The organism is Rhodopseudomonas palustris HaA2 (assembly GCF_000013365.1).
In the GTDB taxonomy this organism is placed as follows: Bacteria; Pseudomonadota; Alphaproteobacteria; order Rhizobiales; family Xanthobacteraceae; genus Rhodopseudomonas; species Rhodopseudomonas palustris_J.
Genome location: NC_007778.1, coordinates 4254196 through 4278313 on the forward strand (window position 1 = coordinate 4254196; position 24118 = coordinate 4278313).

The 24118-nt window shown below is 66.0% G+C and carries 25 protein-coding genes, 1 pseudogene and 1 riboswitch; of the genes and pseudogenes, 10 read left to right on the top strand and 16 right to left on the bottom strand.

Translation table 11 applies throughout. The features are described from left to right. The first annotated feature begins 5 nt into the window (after positions 1 to 5). On the top strand, positions 6 to 527 hold the full coding sequence (locus RPB_RS18735; protein WP_011442594.1) for a PaaI family thioesterase: 522 nt from the start codon (positions 6 to 8) through the stop codon (positions 525 to 527). Positions 528 to 819: 292 nt separating this feature from the next. Here the strand turns inward: RPB_RS18735 and purQ are convergent, their stop codons facing one another. The 4 genes from purQ to purC form a co-directional block, all read right to left on the bottom strand. Next, positions 820 to 1521: a phosphoribosylformylglycinamidine synthase subunit PurQ gene (gene purQ, locus RPB_RS18740; RefSeq protein ID WP_011442595.1), complete on the bottom strand. Its 702-nt coding sequence runs from the start codon at positions 1519 to 1521 to the stop codon at positions 820 to 822. Next, a complete protein-coding gene (locus RPB_RS18745) occupies positions 1518 to 1775 on the bottom strand; it encodes a hypothetical protein (RefSeq protein WP_011442596.1) in 258 nt (85 codons plus the stop codon). The genes purQ and RPB_RS18745 overlap by 4 nt, the downstream gene beginning before the upstream one ends. Positions 1776 to 1795: 20 nt before the next feature. Beyond that, positions 1796 to 2041 (bottom strand): phosphoribosylformylglycinamidine synthase subunit PurS, encoded by a 246-nt coding sequence (gene purS, locus RPB_RS18750; RefSeq protein ID WP_011442597.1) that lies wholly within the window; start codon positions 2039 to 2041, stop codon positions 1796 to 1798. A gap of 246 nt (positions 2042 to 2287) precedes the next feature. Continuing rightward, on the bottom strand, positions 2288 to 3055 hold the full coding sequence (gene purC / locus RPB_RS18755) for a phosphoribosylaminoimidazolesuccinocarboxamide synthase (RefSeq protein ID WP_011442598.1): 768 nt from the start codon (positions 3053 to 3055) through the stop codon (positions 2288 to 2290). 301 nt (positions 3056 to 3356) lie between these two features. On the opposite strand from purC, the gene RPB_RS18760 reads away from it, so the two are divergent. Both RPB_RS18760 and RPB_RS18765 read left to right on the top strand, forming a co-directional pair. Continuing rightward, positions 3357 to 3680 carry a DUF1476 domain-containing protein gene (locus RPB_RS18760; RefSeq protein WP_011442599.1) on the top strand — a complete coding sequence of 108 codons (324 nt, stop codon included), beginning with the start codon at positions 3357 to 3359 and terminating at the stop codon, positions 3678 to 3680. A gap of 177 nt (positions 3681 to 3857) precedes the next feature. Continuing rightward, complete coding sequence (locus RPB_RS18765) at positions 3858 to 4916, top strand: virulence RhuM family protein (protein WP_011442600.1); 1059 nt, start codon at positions 3858 to 3860, stop codon at positions 4914 to 4916. 115 nt (positions 4917 to 5031) lie between these two features. Here the strand turns inward: RPB_RS18765 and RPB_RS18770 are convergent, their stop codons facing one another. Further along, positions 5032 to 5853, bottom strand: a complete 822-nt coding sequence (locus RPB_RS18770) for an isocitrate lyase/PEP mutase family protein (RefSeq protein ID WP_011442601.1) — start codon at positions 5851 to 5853, stop codon at positions 5032 to 5034. 304 nt (positions 5854 to 6157) lie between these two features. Continuing rightward, on the bottom strand, positions 6158 to 6541 hold the full coding sequence (locus RPB_RS18775) for a hypothetical protein (protein ID WP_011442602.1): 384 nt from the start codon (positions 6539 to 6541) through the stop codon (positions 6158 to 6160). A gap of 303 nt (positions 6542 to 6844) precedes the next feature. Between RPB_RS18775 and RPB_RS18780 the strand changes: the two genes are divergently transcribed. From RPB_RS18780 to RPB_RS18790, 3 genes are all read left to right on the top strand, one after another. Further along, positions 6845 to 7084, top strand: a complete 240-nt coding sequence (locus tag RPB_RS18780) for a hypothetical protein (RefSeq protein WP_041798870.1) — start codon at positions 6845 to 6847, stop codon at positions 7082 to 7084. Continuing rightward, positions 7081 to 7806, top strand: coding sequence for a Fic/DOC family protein (locus RPB_RS18785; protein ID WP_011442603.1), 726 nt, complete (start codon positions 7081 to 7083; stop codon positions 7804 to 7806). Before RPB_RS18780 ends, RPB_RS18785 begins: the two co-directional genes overlap by 4 nt. Positions 7807 to 8054: 248 nt before the next feature. Continuing rightward, positions 8055 to 8483, top strand: coding sequence for a hypothetical protein (locus tag RPB_RS18790; protein WP_011442604.1), 429 nt, complete (start codon positions 8055 to 8057; stop codon positions 8481 to 8483). Between the two features lie 186 nt (positions 8484 to 8669). Here the strand turns inward: RPB_RS18790 and greA are convergent. The 6 genes and pseudogenes from greA to RPB_RS18815 all read right to left on the bottom strand — a co-directional run bounded on the left by greA (position 8670) and on the right by RPB_RS18815 (position 12546). Beyond that, positions 8670 to 9152, bottom strand: a pseudogene (greA, locus tag RPB_RS18795) (transcription elongation factor GreA). A gap of 142 nt (positions 9153 to 9294) precedes the next feature. Further along, the gene (locus RPB_RS24720; RefSeq protein ID WP_157038864.1) at positions 9295 to 9456 is read right to left on the bottom strand and encodes a hypothetical protein; all 162 of its coding nucleotides are present in this window, start codon (positions 9454 to 9456) and stop codon (positions 9295 to 9297) included. Positions 9457 to 10072: 616 nt separating this feature from the next. After that, positions 10073 to 10486 (bottom strand): DUF2147 domain-containing protein, encoded by a 414-nt coding sequence (locus RPB_RS18800; RefSeq protein ID WP_011442606.1) that lies wholly within the window; start codon positions 10484 to 10486, stop codon positions 10073 to 10075. Between the two features lie 156 nt (positions 10487 to 10642). Then, positions 10643 to 11044: a type II toxin-antitoxin system VapC family toxin gene (locus tag RPB_RS18805; protein ID WP_011442607.1), complete on the bottom strand. Its 402-nt coding sequence runs from the start codon at positions 11042 to 11044 to the stop codon at positions 10643 to 10645. Continuing rightward, a complete protein-coding gene (locus tag RPB_RS18810; RefSeq protein ID WP_011442608.1) occupies positions 11041 to 11277 on the bottom strand; it encodes an antitoxin in 237 nt (78 codons plus the stop codon). Before RPB_RS18810 ends, RPB_RS18805 begins: the two co-directional genes overlap by 4 nt. Positions 11278 to 11349: 72 nt before the next feature. Next, positions 11350 to 12546, bottom strand: coding sequence for a TrmH family RNA methyltransferase (locus RPB_RS18815; RefSeq protein ID WP_011442609.1), 1197 nt, complete (start codon positions 12544 to 12546; stop codon positions 11350 to 11352). Positions 12547 to 12948: 402 nt separating this feature from the next. Between RPB_RS18815 and RPB_RS18820 the strand changes: the two genes are divergently transcribed. Beyond that, positions 12949 to 14175 carry an NADP-dependent isocitrate dehydrogenase gene (locus tag RPB_RS18820; protein ID WP_011442610.1) on the top strand — a complete coding sequence of 409 codons (1227 nt, stop codon included), beginning with the start codon at positions 12949 to 12951 and terminating at the stop codon, positions 14173 to 14175. Between the two features lie 202 nt (positions 14176 to 14377). On the opposite strand, the gene ybaL is transcribed toward RPB_RS18820, so the two are convergent. Then, entirely contained in the window at positions 14378 to 16087 is a 1710-nt protein-coding gene (ybaL, locus tag RPB_RS18825; protein ID WP_041798348.1) for a YbaL family putative K(+) efflux transporter, read from the bottom strand. Positions 16088 to 16280: 193 nt separating this feature from the next. Here ybaL and RPB_RS18830 point away from each other — a divergent pair, with 193 nt between their 5' ends. Further along, positions 16281 to 18056: a cation:proton antiporter domain-containing protein gene (locus RPB_RS18830; protein WP_011442612.1), complete on the top strand. Its 1776-nt coding sequence runs from the start codon at positions 16281 to 16283 to the stop codon at positions 18054 to 18056. 72 nt (positions 18057 to 18128) lie between these two features. On the opposite strand, the gene RPB_RS18835 is transcribed toward RPB_RS18830, so the two are convergent. The 3 genes from RPB_RS18835 to alaS form a co-directional block, all read right to left on the bottom strand. Beyond that, the gene (locus RPB_RS18835) at positions 18129 to 18512 is read right to left on the bottom strand and encodes a hypothetical protein (RefSeq protein WP_198135128.1); all 384 of its coding nucleotides are present in this window, start codon (positions 18510 to 18512) and stop codon (positions 18129 to 18131) included. Between the two features lie 95 nt (positions 18513 to 18607). Then, entirely contained in the window at positions 18608 to 19366 is a 759-nt protein-coding gene (locus tag RPB_RS18845; protein ID WP_011442614.1) for a GNAT family N-acetyltransferase, read from the bottom strand. Between the two features lies 1 nt (position 19367). Continuing rightward, a complete protein-coding gene (gene alaS, locus RPB_RS18850) occupies positions 19368 to 22043 on the bottom strand; it encodes an alanine--tRNA ligase (protein ID WP_011442615.1) in 2676 nt (891 codons plus the stop codon). 227 nt (positions 22044 to 22270) lie between these two features. Further along, a riboswitch (glycine riboswitch) is annotated at positions 22271 to 22376 on the top strand. Between the two features lie 136 nt (positions 22377 to 22512). On the opposite strand from alaS, the gene gcvT reads away from it, so the two are divergent. Then, positions 22513 to 23661 (top strand): glycine cleavage system aminomethyltransferase GcvT, encoded by a 1149-nt coding sequence (gcvT, locus tag RPB_RS18855; RefSeq protein WP_011442616.1) that lies wholly within the window; start codon positions 22513 to 22515, stop codon positions 23659 to 23661. A gap of 9 nt (positions 23662 to 23670) precedes the next feature. Further along, positions 23671 to 24036, top strand: a complete 366-nt coding sequence (gene gcvH, locus RPB_RS18860) for a glycine cleavage system protein GcvH (protein WP_011442617.1) — start codon at positions 23671 to 23673, stop codon at positions 24034 to 24036. The last annotated feature ends 82 nt before the right edge of the window (positions 24037 to 24118 follow it).

A 24118-nucleotide genomic window follows, 5' to 3' on the forward strand; every position in this document is an offset into this window, starting at 1 on the left:
GATTTATGGAAGGGACCCGACCAAAGGATAATTCCGCCGTGCAGCAAACCGCCGACAGCAAGCGTTCCCATCGCCCCGACCTGACGATCGCGACCGAGGGCGAATTCGCCGGCTGGCGGACCTGGACGCGCGACACCTTCGAATCCCACAACGGGCCGTTCTGGCACCGCCTCGACGACGACGGCCGCGTGCGCTGCGCCTTTCGCGTCGAGAAGAAGCACCTCAACGGCATGAAGGCCGTGCACGGCGGCTGCTTCATGACCTTCGCCGACTATTGCCTGTTCGCGATCGCCACCAAGGAGCTCGACGGACCGGGCGTCACCGTCGCCTTCGGCGCCGAATTCCTCGACGCGGCCTTCGAAGGCGAACTGATCGAAGCCACGGGCGAAGTCACCCGCGCCGGCAAGTCGCTGATCTTCGTCCGCGGCATGCTGAAAAGCGGCGAGCGGCCGCTGTTCACATTTTCAGGGACAATCAAGCGGGTGCGGCGGAAGGTGCCGGCGACCGAAGTGGCGGATAGTCATTGAGGGGGCGAGCACGGCCCTCCCCCGTCATTCCGGGGCGCGCATAGCGCGAACCCGGAATCCATAGCCCCTGGAGTAACGGCTGATCAAAGAGCGCTGCGACGCCGCGCATCATTGAGAGTGCAGTGGTTATGGATTCCGGGTTCGCTCACTGCGTGAGCGCCCCGGAACGACGAACGGGGGGCTGGTCATCCGCGGTGAGCACGACAAGGTCGTTCTGACGAAGAAGATGGATTGCCGGGTCAAGCCCGGCAATGACGAGGGATGCGACGCCGCGCGCCCCGGCGCTAACTAACTACGCCGCCGTCTTCAAATGCTCCACCAGCCCCGCGAACAGGCCGCGGCCGTCGGTGCAGCCCATGATGTCTTCGACGTGGTTTTCCGGATGCGGCATCATGCCCAGCACGTTGCCGCGCTCGCTGACGATGCCGGCGATCGAGGCGGCGGCGCCGTTGATGTTATGGCTCTCGCCGATCTCGCCCTCGGGCGAGCAGTAGCGATACAGCACACGGCCGTCGCCCTCGAGGCGCTTCACGGTCTCTTCGTCGGCTTCGTAATTGCCTTCGCCGTGCGCGACCGGCACCTTGATCACCTGCCCGGCCGCATAGCCGCGGGTGAACGGGCTGTCGTTGCGCTCGACCCGCAGATGCACGTCGCGGCAGATGAATTTCAGCCGCGCGTTGCGCATCAAGACGCCTGGCAAGAGGCCGGACTCGCACAGGATCTGGAAGCCGTTGCAGACGCCGAGCACCAGGCCGCCGTCACTCGCGAATTTGCGCACCGCGTCCATCACCGGCGCCCGCGCCGCGATGGCGCCGCAGCGCAGATAATCGCCGTAGGAGAAGCCGCCCGGCACCACCACGAGATCGGTGCCGTTCGGCAGTTCGGTGTCGGCATGCCAGACCATCGCGGCGTCATGGCCGGAGACGAGCTTCAGCGCGCGCGCCATGTCGCGCTCACGATTGATGCCGGGGAAGACGAGGACAGCGGATTTCATGTCAATGCAGGGATGTCGTTGATCTCAAGGCGCCGTTCGATGCGGTCGAGTTGCTGATCGTGTCGCATCAACGTGGCATGGATGCCGGCGAGTTCATTGTGGACGCCAATGATCTCCTGGCGAATTCCGTTTTGGGAGAGACGTAAGCCCTGAATATCAAGCTTCATCTCGCTGATCTCGCCTTTAATCTGCGAGATGTCGCGTTGCACGGCTTTCAAGACTTCATAGACGAGGTCTGCGCTAATTTCAGCCATAGCGGCGCTCCGTAGGGCGACTACCCCTTCACCTCAATAGCATAATTCTCGATCACGGTGTTGGCGAGCAGCTTGTCGGCGGCGTCTTTCAGCGCGGCTTCGGCCGCGGCCTTGTCGGTGGCGCCGGCGAGCTCGATGTCGAACACCTTGCCCTGCCGCACGCTGGCGATGCCGTCCACGCCGAGCGACTTCAGCGCGCCCTCGATCGCCTTGCCCTGGGGATCGAGGATCCCGTTCTTCAACGTCACCGTCACTCGCGCTTTCATGGTCCCCTCGTCGTGCCGGGCGCAGCCGCGCCCCGCTGGTCGTCCCGGGCGCGAGCGACGCTCGCGAACCCGGACTCTCGTTCCAACAATGTCGACGTCACCCTGAGGCGCCCGGCGAAGCCGGGCCTCGAAGGGTGCCAACTCGCACCGTGCCCGCGGCGGCCATCCTTCGAGGCTCGCTTGCGCTCGCACCTCAGGATGACGAGCCGCGGATGCGGCTCAGGACGACGGCTCCGGTGGGGCCTGTCAGCCCTTCACCAGCACCGGGCCGGAGCCGGCCGGGCGCTCGTTTTCCATCAGGATGCCGAGGCGCTTGGCGACTTCGGTATAGGCCTCCAGCAGGCCGCCGAGGTCGCGGCGGAAGCGGTCCTTGTCGAGCTTCTCGTTCGACTTGATGTCCCACAGCCGGCACGAATCCGGCGAGATCTCGTCGGCGACGATGATCCGCATCATGTCGTTTTCGAACAATCGGCCGCATTCCATCTTGAAGTCGACCAGGCGGATGCCGATGCCGAGGAACAGCCCGGTGAGGAAATCATTGACGCGGATCGCCAGCGCCATGATGTCGTCGATCTCCTGCGGGGTCGCCCAGCCGAACGCGGTGATGTGCTCCTCGGAGACCATCGGGTCGTTGAGCTGGTCGTTTTTGTAGTAGAACTCGATGATCGAGCGCGGCAATTGGGTGCCCTCCTCGATCCCGAGCCGCTGCGACAGCGAACCGGCGGCGACGTTGCGCACCACCACTTCGAGCGGCACGATCTCGACTTCGCGGATCAGCTGCTCGCGCATGTTCAGCCGGCGGATGAAATGCGTCGGCACCCCGATGTCGTTGAGGTGCTGAAACAGGTACTCCGAGATCCGGTTGTTGAGGACACCCTTGCCCTCGATCACCTGATGCTTCTTGGCGTTGAACGCGGTAGCGTCGTCCTTGAAGTGCTGAATCAGGGTTCCCGGTTCGGGGCCTTCATACAGCACCTTGGCCTTGCCTTCATAAATGCGACGTCGCCGGCTCATGGGGATGTACCGTGTTTTGTTGAAATCCATGGATGGGTGGCTCCGTCTGACGATGGGGACCCACGGCGGAGCTGCCGTGAAGGCCGGAACAGGAAACAGAACAAGAACCTAGCCTTGCCGCAACCTAGCTGATTGGGGGCCCCGGCACAATCGATCAGGCCGGTCGCACCGAAGTTTTACCCGCCGCCTGCGCTGTTGTGGGCGGTTGTCATTGTGGTTCCTGCTGGATATCTAGGCATCCGAACCGCCCACCGCAAACCGGCGGGGCCCCGTCCCCCCGCAGAGAGATCGGAATTCGCACATGACCAGTTTCGACAAGCGCGAAGAAGGCTTCGAGAGGAAGTTCGCGCTCGACGAAGAGCAGAAATTCAAGGCCGAGGCGCGCCGCTCCAAGCTGCTCGGCCTGTGGGTCGCCGAAAAGCTCGGGCTCAGCGGCGACGCCGCCGCCGCCTATGCCAAAGAGGTGGTGATCTCGGACCTGGAAGAGGCCGGCGACGCCGACGTCATCCGCAAGGTCACCAAGGACCTCACCGACAAGGGCATCACGGTCTCCGAGCAGGAACTCCGCCTCAAGATGGGCGAATTCCTCGCCCAGGCGGCGATCGAGATCAAGGCCGGCAAATAGGCCGCGCCGGGCGGGCCACCGCGGCGCGCCCGGGTCCTTTTGTCGGAAAATCGATGCTAGAAAATGCCCGGGCTGGTCCCGGGCATTTTGTTGGTTGGGGGCGCTGCGGCAGGTCGGTCGAACACAACATCTGGCCTAACGGCATCTGCGACGCCGGAACAGCGTCGGTGAGGCGGCATGAATCCTGACGACGGCAAGGGCGAAGGCGAACTGATCCTCTACCGCACGGAGGATGGCCGCGATGCGTTGCAACTGCGGCTGGTGGACGGGACGGTCTGGCTGACCCAGGCCGAAATTGCGCTGCTGTTCGACACCACCAAGCAGAACGTCAGCCTGCACTTCAAGAGCATCTTTGCCGACGCCGAACTGCCCGAGGGGGCAGTTGTCAAGGATTCCTTGACAACTGCGGCCGACGGCAAACGCTATACGACAAAGCTCTACAACCTCAATGCCATCCTGGCGGTCGGCTACCGCGTGCGCAGCGCCCGCGGGGTGCAGTTCCGGCGCTGGGCCACCGAGGTCTTGAACGACTATCTGGTCAAGGGCTTCGTCATCAACGACGAGCGCCTGAAGGATCCTGACGGCTTCGATTATTTCGACGAGCTGCTCGAACGCATCCGCGACATCCGGGCGTCCGAAAAACGGTTCTACCAGAAAGTCCGCGACCTGTTCGCCGCCACCAGCGCCGACTACGACCCCAAGGCGGAGGCCGCCAAGGCCTTCTTCGCCACGATCCAGAACAAGCTGGTGTTCGCCATCACCGGGATGAACGCCGCCGAACTGATCGTCACGAGGGCCGATCCTGCGCGGCCGAACATGGCGCTGACCAGCTGGAAGGGCGATCGCGTCCGCAAAAGCGACGTCACCATCTCGAAAAATTATCTCACCGCCGACGAGATCAGCGACCTCAACCTGCTGACCACGGCCTTCCTGGATTTTGCCGAGCTGCGCGCCCGCAACCGCCAGCCGACCACCATGGCCGAATGGATGGCGCAGACCGATCGCTTCGTCGCCTTCAACGAACGCGGCGTGCTGCAGGGCGCCGGCCGCGTCTCCCATACGAGCATGGAGCAGGTCGTGGCCGAGCGCTTCGAGACTTTCGACAAACGCCGTCGCGCCGCCGAGACCGATGCAGCCGAGGCGGAGGCGATCAGCGAGCTGACTGAACTCGAGCAGCAGGCGCGATCGTCGAAGCCACGCCCTGAGGTCAAAAAACCGCCGAAGAAGCTATCCTGAAGAGCTACGCTGGTGCACCAACAATGCAATAGCAAGACATTGCAAATAGATCAGAGATAACAGAACTCCTTGGCGTCGACTGCCAAGACTTCGACGCGTCTGCCAATGACAGCCGCTACTTCCCCCCAAACAACCCGTTCAACTCCGCACCCTTCGTCGCGCCCGCAAACGCCGTGAACGTGCCCTCCTCGGCGATCTCGCGCGCCGCGTTGAGAAACCCGGCCCAGGCCGACCGCGCCAATGCGCCGCCGACGCTGATGCGGCGGACGCCGAGGTCGGCGAGTGCGGCGACGCTCATCGTCGGCTGCACGATCAGCACGTTGAGCGGCTTCGGCGCGATCGCCTGCACCAGCGTGGTGATCTCGGCTTCGGTCGACACGCCCGGCGCATACAGGCAATCGGCGCCGGCGTCGGCGAAGGCGACCAGCCGCGCCGTGGTCTTCGCCAGATCGCGCTCGCCGCACAGAAACCCCTCGCAGCGCGCCACCAGCAGCACATCCTCGCCGGTGGCATCGATCGCCGCCCGCGCCGCCCTGATGCGCTCGACGGCGAGCGCGTCGTCATACAGCGGCCGCGCCGCGTCGCCGGTCGAATTCTCGATCGACAGCCCGGCGATCCCGGTCGCCACCGCGCGGGTGACATTGGCGGCGACGCCCTCCGGCGCATCGGCGAAGCCGCCCTCGAAATCGGCGTTGATCGGCAGATCGACCGCGGCGCTCAGCGTCGTCAGATGTGCCAGCACGTCGTCGCAGGTGACATGATTGTCGGCCCGCCCGGTCGACCACGCATAGCCCGAACTGGTCGAGGCCAGCGCCTGAAAGCCGAGATGCTGCAGCAGCCGCGCGGAGCCTACGTCCCACGGATTCGGCAGCACGAAGCAGCCGGAGGCGTGCAGCTTGCGGAAGGCGGCGCGCTTGGCGGCAGTGGAGGTGGGCATCGGCGTGACTCCCTGATTTTTGCGGCAGGGTAGCACGGCGCGCGCTGTTTCGATCGGGCTCCGCGCGGCCGAAAGTGTCCCACCCTGCGACAGCCCATCCCGCCGGCGTTAACGCTCGGAACGCCGGCGGAACAAAGCGGCGACGAATCACTGCGAATCGCGACTCGCGGAGAGCACCGCCCCGCATCTGGCGCGCGGACGCGCCGATGCGCACAAGCTCTGGGGACCGATGTTCGCCCCGCCGATGCCGCCAAGGGCGAAACGTTAACGCCGACGGCCCCGAGCGCGCCGGCTGGCGGACAGGCTAGGGCTGCGGCTTCAGAGTGATCACCGACTGGATCGATCCGCTGACGTGATAGCCCTCCGGCTGCTGAAGCTGCTGCGGCCGGGTTTCGGTCTGCCGGATGTTGCTGTTGACGGATTCCAGCTTGCAGTCCCTGGCGATCGTGCTGCGCAGCGTCTCGCACTCCCGCATCGCCAGCTGGTAGACGATCTTGCGCGCCTGATCGATCTTCTGCGGCAGCTCGTCCCCGGACACCGCGCCGGGCAGGAAGAAGGTGAGACTGGTCTGGATCCGGACCGGCGTGCTTTGCCCGTCGGCCCCGGCCGGCGCCGTCTGCGCGGCGACAGGACCGACCAGCACCACCGCAACGGTCGCGGCGAGTAGATAATATCTCAATGGTAACATGACGCATCCTCCAACAAGAATGGCGCGAGGCTAGCATCGCCGGATTGAGGCACGATGAAATGGCTCGGCGGAGGACGCGGCTGTCATGGAAGGATGGGTTCACCACGCCGCGCCGGCAGCGGATGAGCGAACGGAATTCGCCATCGACGGCTAAAGGCCGCGCATTGAGCTTGGCTGTTGCGTCCTGCGGGCTGAACTCCGCGAAACATCGTTGAGCCGCCGCTCCAGCAGGCCCTTCCTTGAGTTCAATTCGAGTGGATTGACAGCCGCTTATCGGCTAGTTTGGTCGGCGAGGAGACCACGATGTCCCGCCGTCGAAGTGCCACTGCCGGCCTGATCAGCGAGATGGCGCGGCAACACCAGGTGCAGTACGTCGCGACGGCGTCCGACGACCTTGCCCATCACATCACGCGGTTGGCCGGCGACAGCGTCGTTTTCGACGACATCGAACAGACCCTTCTCGCCCTTCAGCGCGCCGGGCATTTGAGCCGCAGAGACCTCCTCCACCTGCAGGCACGCTATCTGCGCGAAGCCAAGCCGTGACATTCGATCCCTTCGGCGATCTGGACACGCAAGGTTACTTGCGCAACTTCGAGAAGGAGAAGGATCTCGCGATCCTCCGCAGGCTCGAACACGCCTCGTTTGCGACCGGCCTGTCGGAGGCGTTTGCCACGCTCGCCCGCTATGAAGCCATTTGCTACGAGCACGTACTCGACGTCCATCGCATCCTGTTCGAAGCGCTCTATCCGTGGGCCGGGCAAGATCGAACGAAGACGGCTCCGGACATTGCCGTCAGCAAGGGCCGCATCCTCTTCGCCCATCCAAACGATATACGCCCGGCCGTGGAGTACGCGTTGACGCACGGACAGGACACGTCCTTCATGGCCTCGAAACCCGGCGAAGTCATGGGCTATCTGGCCTATGGCCACCCCTTCCTCGACGGCAACGGCCGAACCATCATGGTCGTCCATTCGGTTCTGGCGCAGCGGGCCGGATTCAGCATCGATTGGGCCAAGACCGACAAATCCAGCTATCTCGCTGCTCTCACCGAGGAACTGGAAACCCCTGGCAAGAGCATTCTCGATCGATATCTCCAACCTCTCATCCGCGATCCGATCGCCTATGAACGTTTGGGGGATTCGATCATGCAGACACCCGGCCTGGCCGGTGACCCCGACGACACGAACGTCGTCTTGGGCAAGATGTCCGACCCCAACGTGCAAAATCGCTACAAGCAGCAACAGACGAACCGAAGCAGCTCCTAGTCGGTAGGACGGATTGGCGGAACGTATTCCGTCACCTACGGCGGTTAGGCGGCGCAATACGCTTCGCTATTGCGCGTTACGCTCCAGGCGCCGTGTTACCCACAAGGCCGACGCGACATGCGTCGAATTCAGCTGTAGCCTGCATGAGCGAAGCGACATGCAGGAAGACCCCGGGTGTCGCTGCGCTCACCCGGGTTACGCTGCTGCGCTTACTACAATCGCTTGAGTACCGACTGGGAGGATTTTCTATGACGTCTTTTTCCAATCGAGAGGTCGGGAATGCTTGGACCTCGTTTATTCTGGGCGAGCTATACGAAAGCTGGCCCATGAAGATCAATCTCAATCATCTCGACATCGGTTCAAGAACAAAGGTTGCTCCGGTACGCGATGAAGAGATTCTCTTTGATGACCTCATCTCTTGGCTGGAGGCGGAAGGCTATATTCGGACCAGCCCCCAAGACGCACCAGAAGGCAATGTCTTTGGCGTAGCCCTCACTTCGAAGGGATACGAGATCCTCGGCAACATTCCAGACAGTCTCAGTAAGCCACTCGGGGTCCGTCTGAAAGAGGCGGCTCTCGAAGCCGGAAAAGACGGGGCCATGAAGGCTGGGAAGGAATCTATTGCCGCACTAATCGGGATGACATTTGGCGCGGCAATCAAGACTTTGACGGTTTGACTGAGATACTGCGGATTTAATGGGCACCGCGAGTGTTTGATGAAGCCGGAGGTGGCCCATGCAGCAATGTAAGTTCAGTCGAGAGTTCAGGTCGAAGCGGTCAGGCTGGTGAAGGAGCCGTAGGGCGCAATAGCGAAGCGTGTTGTGCGCTGAGCGGCAGATGTCGCTTCGCTCACCTCCAACACTCTACCCGATCCCCACCACCTCCAGCTCCTGCGCGCCCTTCCCCACCACGTCGCCGACGCGCTTGCCCATCAGCAGCCTTGCTACCGGGGCCACGAACGAGATCGTGCCCTGCTTCGGGTCGGCTTCGTCTTCGCCGACGATGCGGTAGGTCTGGACGCGGCCGTCGGGGCGGCGGAAGGTGACGGTGCAGCCGAACGCAACGATGTCGGTCGTCTCCGGCTCGGGCATCAGTTGCGCGCTGCGGACGCGGATGTCGAACTAGCGCAGGTCGCGGGCGGGGATCGCCTCGGCGCGGCGGCGCTCGTTGACGTCCTCGATCTCGGCCGCGGCCTCGACGCCGGCGCGCGCCTTGGCCAGCTGCGCCTCCAGCGCCTTCAGCCCCGCCGCGGTGACGAGATTGGGATGCTCCGAAATCGGCCGATCCGGCAGCATCGTCTCCGACGCGGTTTCGGCACTGTCTTCCTTGGTGAAGGCGACGCTCAATCGATATCTCCGTACGAGGGAATGCGGCCGAACCTATCGCGGCTCGGCCAGTTCGAGCAACGCCGCGCTGGCGCGTTGGTTCGGACGCCCGCGGCGGGTCGACGATCCCGCGCGGATCCGGCTTGGAGCGATGGAAGTAGGATTATTTGCCGGGTGGCGGCTGCGGCCCGCTCTGGTCGCGCTTCATCGCTTCGAGCTTGATCGCCAACAGGATCAGTCTTTCAGCGGGATTCGGCGCCGCAGCGGCGGCGACCAGGCGGCAGCGATCGGCGACGGACTGGAGATAGGTCAGACGCTCAATCATGGACCGAGACCGACGACGATCCCGCCCGGTCGGCGAAAGCGGCAGCCGCCCGACGAGCCGGCGGCTCGCACGAGGTGATGTCACGGCGTCCCGGGCGACGCCACACAATCGCGATCGCGACGCGATCCGGGACGATCGACCAGGACGACATCGGACCACGCGAAGGCGACCTCGGCCATCTGCAATGAGTCATCGAACTCCTCGTCCTCACACTGCCGAAATCGAGACGGCACGCCGGATCGTGGCCGGCAGCGCGGCCGCCGGGTCAGGAGTCTCGGGCATGACTGCCCGAGACTCCTGGTCACCACCTCAACTCCCCGGGCAGCGAGAAGTCCGGCAATGATCGCGGGCACGCGACCGGCGGTCGTCCTGTCAACGGCGGGCTTTCATGAAGTGCGTCGTAACGACAAGCGTGTTGCCGATGAGGAAAGCCCGCTGGTCGGATTTGACCGCTGCCGACAGATTATTTTCGCCCGGCTGGCGGCAGAGATCGGCCGAGGGTGGACGACGGAGCGCCCCTGCCCGCACAGCCGCGCCACCAGGGCCAGAGCGCCCGGGGCGAGGATCGCGGCGCCGCGAAACGGCCTGCGTCCCGCCGCAGGGCCGCGGTCTGCGCTCAGTTCGCCCGGGTCCAGGTCGAGGACTTGCAGATCATGCCGCCCATCGCGCAGCCCTGGGTGGTCAGGGTGCCGCCGGCCAGATTCATCTTGCCGGTGTAGGTCTTGCCGTCTTCGGGATTGAAGGCGCTGCCGGCCCAGGCGTTCGGCCCGGACGGCTTCATGTCGAAGAACACTTTCTGGCCGATCTTGGCCGGCGTCTCGACGCCCGGCTTCAACCAGACCAGCGTGCCGCAGACCGCACCGCCGCAGGGCGCGAACTTGACCTTGGACAGGCCGGTATCGCGCAGCCAGGTGCCGGCGACGTCGTCGGCGCGGGCGTCCGTGGCCGTCATCGCGGCGACTGCCAACAGCGCCAGCCCGGCCACCATCCCCGAGCCGACGCGACGTGATGATATCGATGTTGTCCGCATGTCCCCCCCCTGATCGTTGTTCGCGCGGCGCATCGCCGCTTGCGATCAAGCCAATAGCGCGCCGGGGCGCAAGTCAATCGGGGACTAACCGCGCTGTTGCGAAACCTGATCGGAGCCAAAAATAAAGGGACGGATCCTGTCGTCGGCCGTCCTGCATCACGCCAGCCAGTTCTCGACCTTCAATCCCCGGACGCGCTTGAATTCCTGCGTATTGGCCGTGACCATGATCGCGCCCAGCGATTTCGCGTGGGCGGCGATCAGCAGATCGTTGCTGCCGATCGGCGTCCCGGCGGACTCCAGCGCCGAACGGATGGCACCATATTCGGCGTCGGCCGGCGCCTCGAACGGCAACACGTCGATCTCGCCGAGCAGATCGCCGACTGCCTTGCTCAGCTTGGCCGACCCACTCTTGGCGCAGCCATAGCGCAGCTCGGACGCAACGATGATGCTGGTGCAGACGCCGGCTTCGCCGACCTTGGCGATGCGGCGCGCGGCCGCGCCCTGCGGATTCCGGATCAGATCGGAAAGGATGTTGGTGTCCAGCAGGTAGCGCGTCACAGGATTTTCTCCGGCGCCGGCGCCGGATCGTCAATCTCCGGAAACGCCTCGTCGAGCGGGGGCATCGATGCCAACAAGGCGATCAGACCGCGTTTACGCACCGGCTCGATCACCAGACGGTCACCGTCCCGATGCATGATGGCTTCATCTCCGGGCAATTCGAATTCCACCGGAATGCGGACCGCCTGGTTCCTGCCGTTGCGAAACAACCGGACGTGTCGGTGGACCGGCATGCTGACCTCCATGGCATATGCCATTAACATATGCCATCGCGCCGGCCCTCACAAGACCGCCCGGATGACGCCCTACCCCTTCACCACCGCCTCCAGCCGCCCCAGCACCTCGGCGATATCCCGCTCGACCATCGCCGCCTCGATCAGCACGACGCGATAGTCGCGCGCTTCCAGCCAGTCCTTGCGCGCCGCGCGGTCGGTCGCGATCGCGTCGCTTTCGTCCGGATTGACCAGCTCGATCGCGATGCGGTGGGGGAACGAGACGAAATCCGGGATGTGACGGCCGACCGGGGTCTGGCGCTTGAATTGGCCGGCGAAGCGGCGGTCCTTGCGCAGGTGCTCCCAGAGCAGCCGCTCGGCGTCGGTCGGGTTGCGGCGGAGCATTCGCGCCAGCCCGCGCATCGAGCCGGCGTCGTCGCCATGGCCCGCGGCGGCGCGCTCGGCCAACAGCGCGCGCAGCTTGGTCGCCTGCGCGCCGTCGAGCACGCCGCCCTTGGCTGGGCCCTTGCGGCCCTCGGCGATCGCCATCACCGCGCCGTGCAGCGTGTGGATGTCCTGCCTGGTCGGGTCCATCCGGGTGAAGATGTTGCGCAGATTGACCAGCATGGTGTCGCGCTTCTCCGGCGGGCGCAGAAATTCCACGCGGTCGAGCTCGGCGACCAGGTTGTCGAAGAACGCCGTCATCTGGTGCTGCGAGGCGGGCTCGGAGCGCTCCGGCATCGCATAGGGCAGCGCGCCGCCGGTGGCGTGCTTGAACCACTCGTAGCCCATCAGCAGCACGGCCTGGGCGAGGTTCAGCGAGGCGAAGGCGGGGTTGACCGGGAAGGTGACGATGCGGTTGGCGAGCGCCACCTCGTGGTTCTCGAGGCCGTAGCGCTCGCGGCCGAACAGGATGCCGGCGGTGCCGCCGCCCACGGCCGCGGTGATCATCTCCTGCGCCGCCGCCTCCGGCCCTCGCACCGGCTTGGCCTGATCATGCGCGCGCGCGGTGGTGGCGAACAGCAGCGTGCAGTCGGCCACCGCCTCGCCCACCGTCTCGAACAGTTCGACCGCGTCCAGGATGTGATCGGCGCCGGAGGCCGAGCGGCGGGCATGGACATTGGGCCAGCCGTCGCGCGGCTTCACCAGACGTAAACGTTTCAGGCCGAAATTACCCATGGCGCGGGCGCACATCCCGATATTTTCGCCCAGTTGAGGTTCAACGAGAATCACAACGGGACCGGCCAGGTCCGCAGCGGGCTTGGATTTATCGGTGCCGGAACCGGCCATCAAACGAGCTTTCAAAGAACCGCCTCGGGTTCGACCAAGGCGCGCCGTATGCGCGTGTTGAGATTATAGCGGAGCTTGAACAAGGCGGCCGCGGCGGCCTTTCTCAGCCGCCCTTCGGGTGCCAATTCCGGAGCGATTTCTCAAGCGAAATAATGTGTTTACCGTGAACTTTGACGATTCGTTAAGAACCTGAAGACGGCTTCACCCGTCACATGAGGCGCGGTTTTCCAGCGGCCGTGCGCGCTGCGCCCGCCACGGCTCGCCGGCCGACGGCTGGAACGACTGCGAAACCTGCCATTTTGCCCGTCCATTCACCTTTCGGCGGACCGCCCCCGGTGCTATAGCGGGCGCGGCTCACGCCCAATCCCGCCCCACGCTGTCGCAAAGAAGGCCCGATCCCGCATGGCGAAAATCAAGGTGACCAACCCCGTCGTCGAACTCGACGGTGACGAGATGACCCGCATCATCTGGCAGATGATCAAGGACAAGCTCATCACCCCGTTCCTTGATGTCGAGCTGATGTATTTCGATCTGGGCATGGAACACCGCGACAAGACCGACGATCAGGTCACCATCGATGCGGCCAACGCCATCAAGCAGGTCGGCGTCGGCGTCAAATGCGCCACCATCACGCCGGACGAAGCGCGGGTGCAGGAGTTCGGCCTCAAGAGCATGTGGAAGTCGCCGAACGGCACCATCCGCAACATCCTCGGCGGCGTGATCTTCCGCGAGCCGATCATCTGCAAGAACGTGCCGCGGCTGGTGCCGGGCTGGACCAAGCCGATCGTGATCGGCCGCCACGCCTATGGCGACCAGTATCGCGCGACCGACATCAAGTTCCCCGGCCCCGGCACGCTGACCATGAAGTTCGTCGGCGACGACGGCCAGGTGATCGAGCGCGAAGTGTTCAAGGCGCCCGGCGCCGGCGTCGCGATGTCGATGTACAACCTCGACGAGTCGATCAAGGACTTCGCCCGCGCCTCGCTGAACTACGGCCTGATCCGCAACTATCCGGTCTACCTGTCGACCAAGAACACCATCATGAAAGTCTATGACGGGCGCTTCAAGGACATCTTCCAGGAGATCTTCGACGCCGAGTTCAAGAAGGAATACGACGCCAAGGGCCTGACCTACGAGCACCGGCTGATCGACGACATGGTCGCCTCGGCGCTGAAATGGTCGGGCGGCTACGTCTGGGCCTGCAAGAACTACGACGGCGACGTGCAGTCCGACACCGTGGCGCAGGGCTACGGCTCGCTCGGCCTGATGACCTCGGTGCTGATGACCCCGGACGGCAAGACCGTCGAGGCCGAAGCCGCCCACGGCACCGTCACCCGGCACTATCGCGAGCACCAGAAGGGCAAGGCGACCTCGACCAATTCGATCGCCTCGATCTTCGCCTGGACCCGCGGCCTCGCCCATCGCGCCAAGCTCGACAGCAACGAGGAACTGGCCAAGTTCGCCGACACGCTGGAGAAGGTCTGCGTCGAGACGGTGGAAGCCGGCGCCATGACCAAGGACCTCGCCCTCCTGGTCGGCGCCGACCAGCGCTGGCTGTCGACCGAAGGCTTCCTCGACAAGGTCGCGCAGAACCTGCACAAGGCGATGAGCGAACCCGCCGCCGCGTAAGCCGCGCGCAGCATCCGGACTGACGAAAGGCGCGGGGCCCGGCCCCCGCGCCTTTTTCGTGGGCTTGTTCCAAGCGTCGTCCGCGAGCGTCTGCGAGCCCCGGAGCCTGCCAGCGTCCGCGCCAGCGGTCCTTCTTCGAGGCTCGCCCTGCGGCCTGCGGCGAGTACCCTCGGGATGACGCTGTGCCGGCTGGCAATCCGACCTATGCCGTTGCGCTCTCGGCCGGGCGCGCGGCGCCGGCGGCCAGCCTCGCCAGCATCGCCCGGGCGATCTCGTCCTCGCCCATGATCACCACGTCGGCGCCGTTGCTCTTCAGATGCGCGACCTCCTCGGCCGAATGCGCGCGGGCGATGATCGGCAGAGCGGCGTTCAGCGCTCGGGCCTTGGCGACAATCTGGCCGCCTTCGAAGGCATCGGGGATCGCCACCAGCAGACCGCGTGCGCCAGCGATCTCCGCGGCTTCCAGCATGTCCGGCGCGGCGGCGTTGCCGCCGACCGCGGTGATGCCCTCGCGCTGCAACTGCGCCAAGCGCTCGGCGTCGTTCTCGATCACCACCACGTCCGCGCCCTCCTGACGCAGCGCCGCGCCGACGGTGGAGCCGACCCGGCCATAGCCGATCAGCACGACGTGGCCGTCGTGATGCGCCGGCTTGGCCCCCGCGCCGAGCGTGGTGTTCACCGCGGCGTCCGGATCCGGCGTCTTCGCCTTCGCCTTCGCCAGCGTCTCGCGCAAGCCGAACCGATCCAGCAGCGCGAACATCAGCGGATTGAGCAGGATGGAAATGATCGCCCCCGCCAGCACGAGATCGCGGCCGCGCTCCGGCAGCAGCGCCAGGCTGACGCCGAGGCTGGCGAGGATGAAGGAGAACTCGCCGATCTGCGCCAGACTCGCCGAGATCGTCAGCGCCGTCATGTTGGGATGGCCAAACATCCGCACGATCAGGAACGCCGCGAGCGACTTGCCGAACACGATGATCAGCACGGTGGCGAGCACCGGCAGCGGCTCGCGGATCAGGATGGCGGGATCGACCAGCATGCCGACCGAGACGAAGAACAGCACCGCGAAGGCGTCGCGCAGCGGCAGCGTCTCGTTGGCGGCGCGCTGGCTGAGTTCGGATTCCGACAGGATCATGCCGGCGAAGAACGCGCCGAGCGCGAACGACACGTCGAACAGCATCGCCGCCCCGAACGCGACGCCGAGCGAGATCGCCAGCACCGCCAGCCGAAACAATTCGCGCGAGCCGGTATGCGCGACGTAGTGCAGCATCCACGGAATGATCCGCCGGCCGACCACCAGCATGAACGCCACGAAAGCCGCGACCTTGCCGAGGGTCAGCGCGATCGGCACCGCCACGCTGTCCCAGCTCGCGCCGTTGGCCTCGCCCTTGAGCAGGCCCGCCACCGCCGGCAGCAACACCAGCGTCAGCACCATCGCCAGATCCTCGACGATCAGCCAGCCGACCGCGATGCGGCCGCGATCGCTGTCGATCAGCCGGCGCTCCTGCAGCGCGCGCAGCAGCACGACGGTGCTGGCGACCGACAGCGCCAGACCGAACACCAGCCCGCCGCCGAACGACCAGCCGAGCATGTGACCGAGGCCGACGCCGAGCGCCGTCGCGACGCTGATCTGCACCACCGCGCCGGGAATGGCGATCGCCCGCACCGACAGCAGGTCTTTCAGCGAGAAGTGCAGGCCGACGCCGAACATCAAGAGAATAATGCCGATCTCGGCGAGCTCGTTGGCGAGCTTCTGGTCGGCGACATAACCCGGCGTGAACGGGCCGATCACCACGCCGGCGAGCAGATAGCCGACCAGCGGCGACACGCGCAGCCGCTGCGCCACGACGCCGAGGATGAACGCCAGCACCAGGCCGGCCACGATGGTGGAAATCAGGGGGGTGTTGTGATCCATGTCCCTGTTGTGTGGCATGACGACGCGCGATGCCACCTTCGATCCGGCTACCCATCGCCGCAGTGATCGCAATCGATCGCGGCGACCAAATCGCGCTGGCCTTGGCGACCGAATTGCGATCTTTTGCCGCAGCGAGACTCAATTTGATCGAACCCCTCGCCGGCACGGCGATGCCGTGATTGATGGAATCATCATGGCAGCAACGAGCGATATCGGCGTCTACCGGGAGGCCCTGGTTTTTCTCGGGACTGCCGGCGTGCTCATTCCATTGATGGCGCGGCTGCGCATCAGCCCGGTGCTCGGCTTTCTGGTCGCCGGATTGGTGCTCGGCCCCTACAGCCTCGGCCGGCTCGGTGAGGGCCTGCCGTGGCTGCAGGCGATTACCATCACCTCACAGGATGCGGTCGATCGCCTGGCCGAACTCGGCGTCGCCTTCCTGCTGTTCACCATCGGACTGGAACTGTCATTCGACCGGCTGTGGACGATGCGCCGGCTGGTGTTCGGCCTGGGCATGTCGCAGGTGGTGCTGACCACGGCAGCGATCAGCGGTATCGCGCTGGCGTTCGGCAATACCGTCGAAGCCGGTCTGGTGATCGGCGCCTGTCTGGCGCTGTCCTCGACCGCCATCGTGCTGCAGCTCCTCGCCGAGCAGAAGCGGCTGGCGACGATCGCCGGGCGCAGCATCTTCGCGGTGCTGCTGGCGCAGGATCTCGCGGTGGTGCCGATCCTGTTCCTGATCGTGGTGCTGGGCAATTCCACCGGCGCTGCGGGCGCAGGCGCGGCCGCGTCTGGATCGATCTGGTTCGGCCTCGGCATGGCGATCGTGCAGGCGGCCGCCGCGATCCTGCTGATCATCGGCTTCGGACGGCTGGTGCTGCGCCGGCTGTTCCGGCTGGTGGCGCACACCCACAACCGCGAATTGTTCATGGCGACCATCCTGTTCGTCGTGGTCGGCACCTCGCTACTGACCCATGTCGCCGGGCTGTCGATGGCGCTCGGCGCCTTTCTCGCCGGGCTGGTGCTGGCCGAGACCGAATTCCGCCGTCAGGTCGAGGTCGATATCGAGCCGTTCAAAGGCATGCTGCTCGGGCTGTTCTTCATCTCGGTCGGGATGCGGATCGACGTCGCCGAGGTGGCGCGCTACCCGGCGATGGTGGCGGCCTCGGTGTTCGGCATGGTGGCGCTGAAGGCGGTGATCATCGCGGCGCTGACGCGCGGCTTCGGGCTGTCATGGCCGGTGGTGGCGGAAGCGAGCCTGCTGCTCGCCGGCGGCGGCGAATTCGCCTTCCTGGTGCTCGGGCTCGCCTCCTCCTCGGGGCTGGTCACCCGCGAGGTCGAGCAGTTCATGCTGCTGGTGTCGTCGGGCACCATGCTGCTGACCCCGTTTCTGGCGCGGCTCTCCCGCAAGGCCAGCAAGCGGGTGCACAACGCGACCGCACTGGCCGACGGCCACGGCGATCCCCGCCCCGCCGAGGCGGGCGGCATCATCATCGTCGGCTACGGCCGGGTCGGGCGGATCCTCGGCGATATCCTGACGAAGCAGGACAAGGCCTTCATCGGCATCGAGATCGACCCGGATGCCGTGAGGAAGGCGCGCCGCGCCGGCCACAATCTGGTCTATGGCGACGCCACGCAGCGCGCCTTCCTGCGCAAATGCGGGCTGGCCGACGCGACGGCGCTGGTGGTGACGATGCACGACGCCAACGCCGCCGAGCACGTCGTCGCCGCGGCCCGCGCCGAGCGGCCCGATCTCCCGGTGATCGTCCGCGCCCGCGACGCAGCACACGCGATGCGGCTGTTCAAGCTCGGCGCCACCGACGTCGTCCGCGAAGTGCTGGAAGCCAGTTTCGAAATCGCCAGCACCGTGCTGCAGACCGTCGGCATGCCGGTCGGCAAGGTGATCGCCGTCATCCACGACGAACGCGACGCGCGGAAGAAGCAGGTGCGCGAGGGCATGACGTCGGAGTAGTCGCGGCCGACGTGGCGCGAGCCCGAGCGTCCTGCGTTCGGGCTCGGGTGCGTTCGGACTCGGGCAAGGCTGCTACTTCAGCACCACGATCCCCGGCTCGGCCGCCGGCATGATAATCTCGATGCAATCGCCGGGGCCGTCGGTGATCATCCACGGATGGGTCCGGAAGGTGTCGACGGTGGTCTGTTCGCCCGGATTCAGTCCGGCGACGTCCTTCGGCGTGCCGCTGGCGTCGATCCGCAGCAGCGCGCGATACATCCCGGAATTGTTGACGAAGGTGAGCCTGGTCGGCTCGGCGGACCTCTCCGGGCGCACCTTGGACCGCTCGGCGCAGGCGCGGTGGCCGGGCCGCGCCGATGACGGCGTGGTTTCGGCATGCGCCGCGACGCCGCCCAATGTCGGGGCGAGGCTGCCGGGCGCAGCCAGCACAAGCACAGCGAGCAGGGCTCCAACCATTCCGTGTCGAACCGTCGTCATCCGCATGGCACGCCGCTCCCGCATCAGGCTGTCGATGCGTCGTGCGGCGCGTCGCAAAGGTTCATCGCCGACGATCAGGACGCCGACGCGCGGCGATAATGATAGCGATAGAGTTCAGTGTCGAAGCCGAGACTTGCGTACAGCGCCCGACCGGCGGTGTTGTCGGCGACGACCTGCAGACACACCGCGTTGGCGCCGTGACCACGCGCCCAGCCGAACAGCGTGCGCATCATGCGGCGGGCCAATCCCTGCCCGCGTAGCGCCGGGTCGACCACGACCGACTCGATCGCCAGCAATTCGCCGGACAATGCGCCGTAGGCAGTGGCGACGATGCGGCCGTCGCGGCGGAGCGCAGCGAAGCCGGCCGGCAGGGCGATCGCATCGACGACGCGGGCGTACACCGCCGCGTGCGACGGCGACTGCGCCTGCAACCGCCCGATCGCGGCGAGCCAGTCGGCATCGGCGGAAAGCGTGATGGTGACGTCCGGATCGGCGTCGAAGCGCTCGTCGCCGAAAGCGCGGAACAGCGTGCAGGTCTCGCCCTCGCGCCCGAAGCCGTTGGCGTCGAGTTCGCGATCGATCTGCGCGGCGCCTGCGAGCAGCGTCGGCACGCGGACGATCAGCGGCAGGCCGTGGTGGCGATAGATCCGCGCGAAGTCAGCGAGGTCGTCCGCGATGGTTTCGGCGCGGTCGTGCAGCGGGTTGACCGAATTGGCGCGGCGCGAGACGCCCTCGCCGAACCGCAGCAGCCAGTCGCCGTGATGCGCGCTGCGCAGCGCCGGCCAGGCGTCGAGGCAGGCCTGCTCGGCCCGCCACGCCAACGCCGTCGTCATGCTAGCCGCCGATCGCCGCGGCGATGGCGTCGAGCGCGGCCTGCGCCTTGGAGCCGTCGGGGCCGCCGGCCTGCGCCATGTCGGGCTTGCCGCCGCCGCCTTTGCCGCCGAGCACTACGGACGCCGTGCGCACAAGGTCCACCGCGGAGAACCGCGCCACCAGATCGGGCGTGACGCCGACCACGATCGAGCCCTTGCCATCCTCGCTGGTCGCCACCAGCGCGATCACGCCGGAGCCGAGCTGCTTTTTACCCTGATCGACCAGGCTCTTGAGATCCTTGATCTCGATACCTTCGACCGCGCGCGCCATCAGCTTGACGCCGCCGACCTCGCGGACATCCGCGCCGCCATCGGCCGCGCCGGCCGCACCGCCCCCGCCCATCGCCAGCTTCTTGCGGGCGTCGGAGAGTTCGCGCTCGAGCTTTTTGCGCTCCTCCATCAAGGCCGCGATCCGCGCCGGCATGTCGTCGACGGTGGTGCGTAGTTCGGCGGCGGCCTGTTTGGCGGTATTGATCGCCGCATTGGCGCTCTGCCGCGCGTAGCGGCCGGTCAGCGCCTCGATCCGGCGCACGCCGGAGGCGACCGCGCTCTCGCCGGTGATCGACACCAGGCCGATGTCGCCGGTGCGCTTGACGTGGGTGCCGCCGCAGAGTTCGACCGACCAGCCGAGCGCGTTGCTGCCGCTGTCGCGCGCCGTCTTGCCCATCGACACCACGCGGACCTCGTCGCCGTATTTCTCGCCGAACAGCGCGCGGGCGCCGGCCTCGCGGGCGTCGTCGACCGCCATCAGCCGGGTGGTGACTTCGTCGTTCTCGAGCACGATGTCGTTGGCGATGTCCTCGACGCGACGCAGTTCGTCCGGCGTGATCGGCTTCTGATGCACGAAGTCGAACCGCAGCCGGTCGGGCGCCACCATCGAGCCCTTCTGGGCGATGTGATCGCCGAGCACCTGGCGCAGCGCCTCGTGCAGCAGATGCGTCGCCGAGTGATTGGCGCGGATCGACGAGCGGCGCGCGTGATCGACGTCGAGCTGCAACGCGGCGTCGCGCTTGATGGCACCTTCTTCGACAGTGCCGAAATGCACGAACAGATCGCCGGCCTTCTTGAGCGTATCGGTGACGCGGAAGCGTACGCCGTCGCCCGACAGCACGCCGGTGTCGCCCACCTGCCCGCCGGACTCGGCATAGAACGGCGTCTGGTTCAGCACGATCGCGCCGCTGTCGCCGGCCTTCAGCGCGTCGACTTCCTTGCCATCCGCGACCAGCGCAGTGACCACGCCTTCGGCGGTCTCGGTATCGTAGCCCAGGAACTCCGTGGCGCCGAGCTTCTCACGCAGGCCGAACCAGACCGTCTCGGTCGCGGCCTCGCCGCTGCCGGCCCACGACGCCCGCGCCTTGGCGCGCTGGCGATCCATCGCGTCGGTGAACGACGCGATGTCGACGCTGATGCCGCGGTTGCGCAGCGCATCCTGCGTCAGGTCGAGCGGGAAGCCGTAGGTGTCGTACAGCGTGAAGGCGGTGTCGCCGTCGAACATGTCGCCCTTCTTCAGCGACGCGCTCTTCTCGTCGAGGATCGCGAGGCCGCGATCGAGCGTCTTGCGGAAGCGGGTCTCTTCCAGGCGCATCGTTTCCTCGATCATCGCCTCGGCGCGCACCAGCTCGGGATAGGCCTGGCCCATCTCGCGCACCAGCGCCCACACCAGCCGCCACATCAGCGGCTCGCTGGCGCCGAGCAGCTGCGCATGGCGCATCGCGCGGCGCATGATCCGGCGCAGCACGTAGCCGCGGCCTTCGTTCGACGGCAGCACGCCATCGGCGATCAGGAACGACGACGAGCGCAGATGGTCGGCGATGACGCGGAACGAGGCTGCGTCCTCCTCGCCCGGCCCGCGGCCGAGCGCCGAGGAGGTCGCGTCGATCAGGCTACGGAACAGGTCGGTCTCGAACACGCTGTCGACGCCCTGCAGGATGTTCGCCATCCGCTCCAGCCCCATGCCGGTGTCGATCGACGGGCGCGGCAGCGGCAGGCGCTCGTCCTTCGTCACCTGCTCGTATTGCATGAAGACGAGATTCCAGAATTCGAGGAAGCGGTCGCCGTCCTCCTCCGGGCTGCCGGGCGGACCGCCGAAAATGTGCTCGCCCTGATCGATGAAGATCTCCGAGCACGGGCCGCACGGGCCGGTGTCGCCCATCGCCCAGAAATTGTCCGAGGTCGGAATCCGGATGATGCGGTCGTCGGAGAAGCCGGCGATCTTCTTCCAGTAGGAGGCGGCCTCGTCGTCGGTGTGATAGACGGTGACCAGCAGCTTGTCCTTCTTGAGGCCGTATTCCTTGGTGATCAGGTTCCAGGCCAGCTCGATCGCGCGTTCCTTGAAGTAATCGCCGAACGAGAAATTGCCGAGCATCTCGAAGAAGGTGAGATGCCGCGCGGTGTAGCCGACATTGTCGAGGTCGTTGTGCTTGCCGCCGGCGCGCACGCATTTCTGCGAGGTGGTGGCGCGCTGATACGGCCGCTTCTCGAGCCCGGTGAAGACGTTCTTGAACTGCACCATGCCCGCATTGGTGAACATCAATGTCGGGTCGTTGCGCGGCACCAGCGGCGACGACGGCACGATATCGTGACCATTTTTCGCAAAGTAGTTCAGAAACGCAGACCTGATATCGTTAACGCCGCTCATGTTCGTCCAATCGTCCGGGATGCCCGCGAAACGCCCGCCGGGTCCACCGCTGTCGGGGTGCCAAGCCTTTTAGACGCGGGGCCGCGCGCTGTCCAGAAAGTGGGCACATATTCAATCGTTTGCCCCCGTCCCGGGGCTCGCCCCGGCGGCGACGAAGACCCGTTGATAGCTCGCTGCACTGCGTTGACAGCCTTGCTGAAGCCGTGTTTGTGTCCTACCTGTTGAGACTAAGTCGCGTCGGGAGAGATCGGCCCAATCCTTCAGTGAAGGTGGGCCGGCGCCGAAGGAGCAACCGCCCCGGAAACTCTCAGGCAAACGGACCGCGCGACAGGATGACATCTGGAAAGAGACCCGGTCGGGCGCAAGCCCAATGCGGGGTCCGCCGACGGGATAATGCTCTCAGGCGCAGCGACAGATGGGGCTCGAATGGTGACGAGAAATAGGTCTCGGGAACCGTGGGAGCCTGAACATGCTGGCCCGTGATGATTCGCCTGCCCTGAAACGAACCCCGCTGCACGCGCTGCATCTGGCGCGCGGTGGAAAAATGGTGCCGTTCGCGGGCTACGACATGCCGGTGCAATACGCGCCGGGCGTGCTGAAGGAACATCTCCACACCCGCGCGAGCGCCGGCCTGTTCGACGTGTCGCATATGGGCCAGATCGAGTTGCGCGCCAGATCCGGCAGGCTCGACGACGCCGCGCAGGCGCTGGAAACGCTCGTGCCGCAGGACATCGTCGCGCTGGCGCGAGGCCGCCAGCGCTACGCACAGTTCACCAACGACTCCGGCGGCATCCTCGACGATCTGATGGTCACAAATCTCGGCGACCGGCTGTTCCTGGTGGTCAACGCCGCCTGCAAGACCGAGGACGAGGCGCATCTGCGCGCGCATATGAGCGCGACCTGCGAGATCACGGCCCTGCCCGGGCGCGCGCTGCTGGCGCTGCAGGGACCGAAGGCCGAAGCCGCACTGGCGAAATTCTGTGCAGACGTCGTCGCACTGAAATTCATGGACGTCGCCGAACTGACGCTGATGGACCTGCCCTGCGTCGTCTCGCGCTCCGGCTACACCGGCGAGGACGGCTTCGAGATTTCGGTGCCGGCCGACGGCGCCGAGGCGTTCGCGCAGGCGCTGCTCGACCGCCCCGGCGTGCAGCCGATCGGGCTCGGCGCTCGCGACAGCCTGCGGCTGGAGGCCGGGCTTTGCCTCTACGGCCACGACATCGACCCCACCACGACGCCGGTCGAGGCCGGATTGAGCTGGTCGATTCAGAAGAGCCGCCGGTCCGGCGGCGCGCGGCCGGGCGGGTTCCTCGGCGCGGACGCGATCCTGGCGCAGCTCGACGCCGGCGCCACGCGCAAGCGCGTCGGCTTGCGGCCGGAAGGCCGCGCCCCGGTGCGCGAGGGCGCGCCGCTTTATGCCGGTGCGGACACAACCGATGCGATCGGCTCGGTGACGTCGGGCGGCTTCGGCCCGAGCCTGAATGCGCCGGTGGCGATGGGCTATCTGCCCGCCTCCCAGGCCGCCATCGACAGCCTGGTTTTCGCCGAAGTGCGCGGCCAGCGGCTGCCGCTGCGCGTCGCGGCCATGCCTTTCGTAACCAACACCTACAAGCGCTGAGGGATGCTCATGACCACGCTCTACACCACCGATCACGAATGGCTGAAAATCGACGGCGACGTCGCCACGATCGGCATCACCAACTACGCGCAGGAACAGCTCGGCGACGTGGTGTTCGTCGAACTGCCGAAGGTCGGCCGTAGCGTCAAGAAGGCGGAAGCCGCAGCCGTGGTCGAATCGGTCAAGGCCGCCTCGGATGTCTACGCCCCGATCACCGGCGAAGTGCTCGAGGTCAACGAGACGCTCGGCACCGAACCTGCATTGGTGAATTCCGACGCCGGCGGCGCGGCGTGGTTCTTCAAGCTGAAGATCGCCGACAAAAGCGAACTGGACGGCCTGATGGACGAAGCCGCCTACGCGGCGCACACGGCCTGAACCCAAGCCGTCATGCCCGGGCTTGTCCCGGCATCCACGCCCTTGGCGTATCGATGGCTGCAAGACGTGGATGGCCGGGACG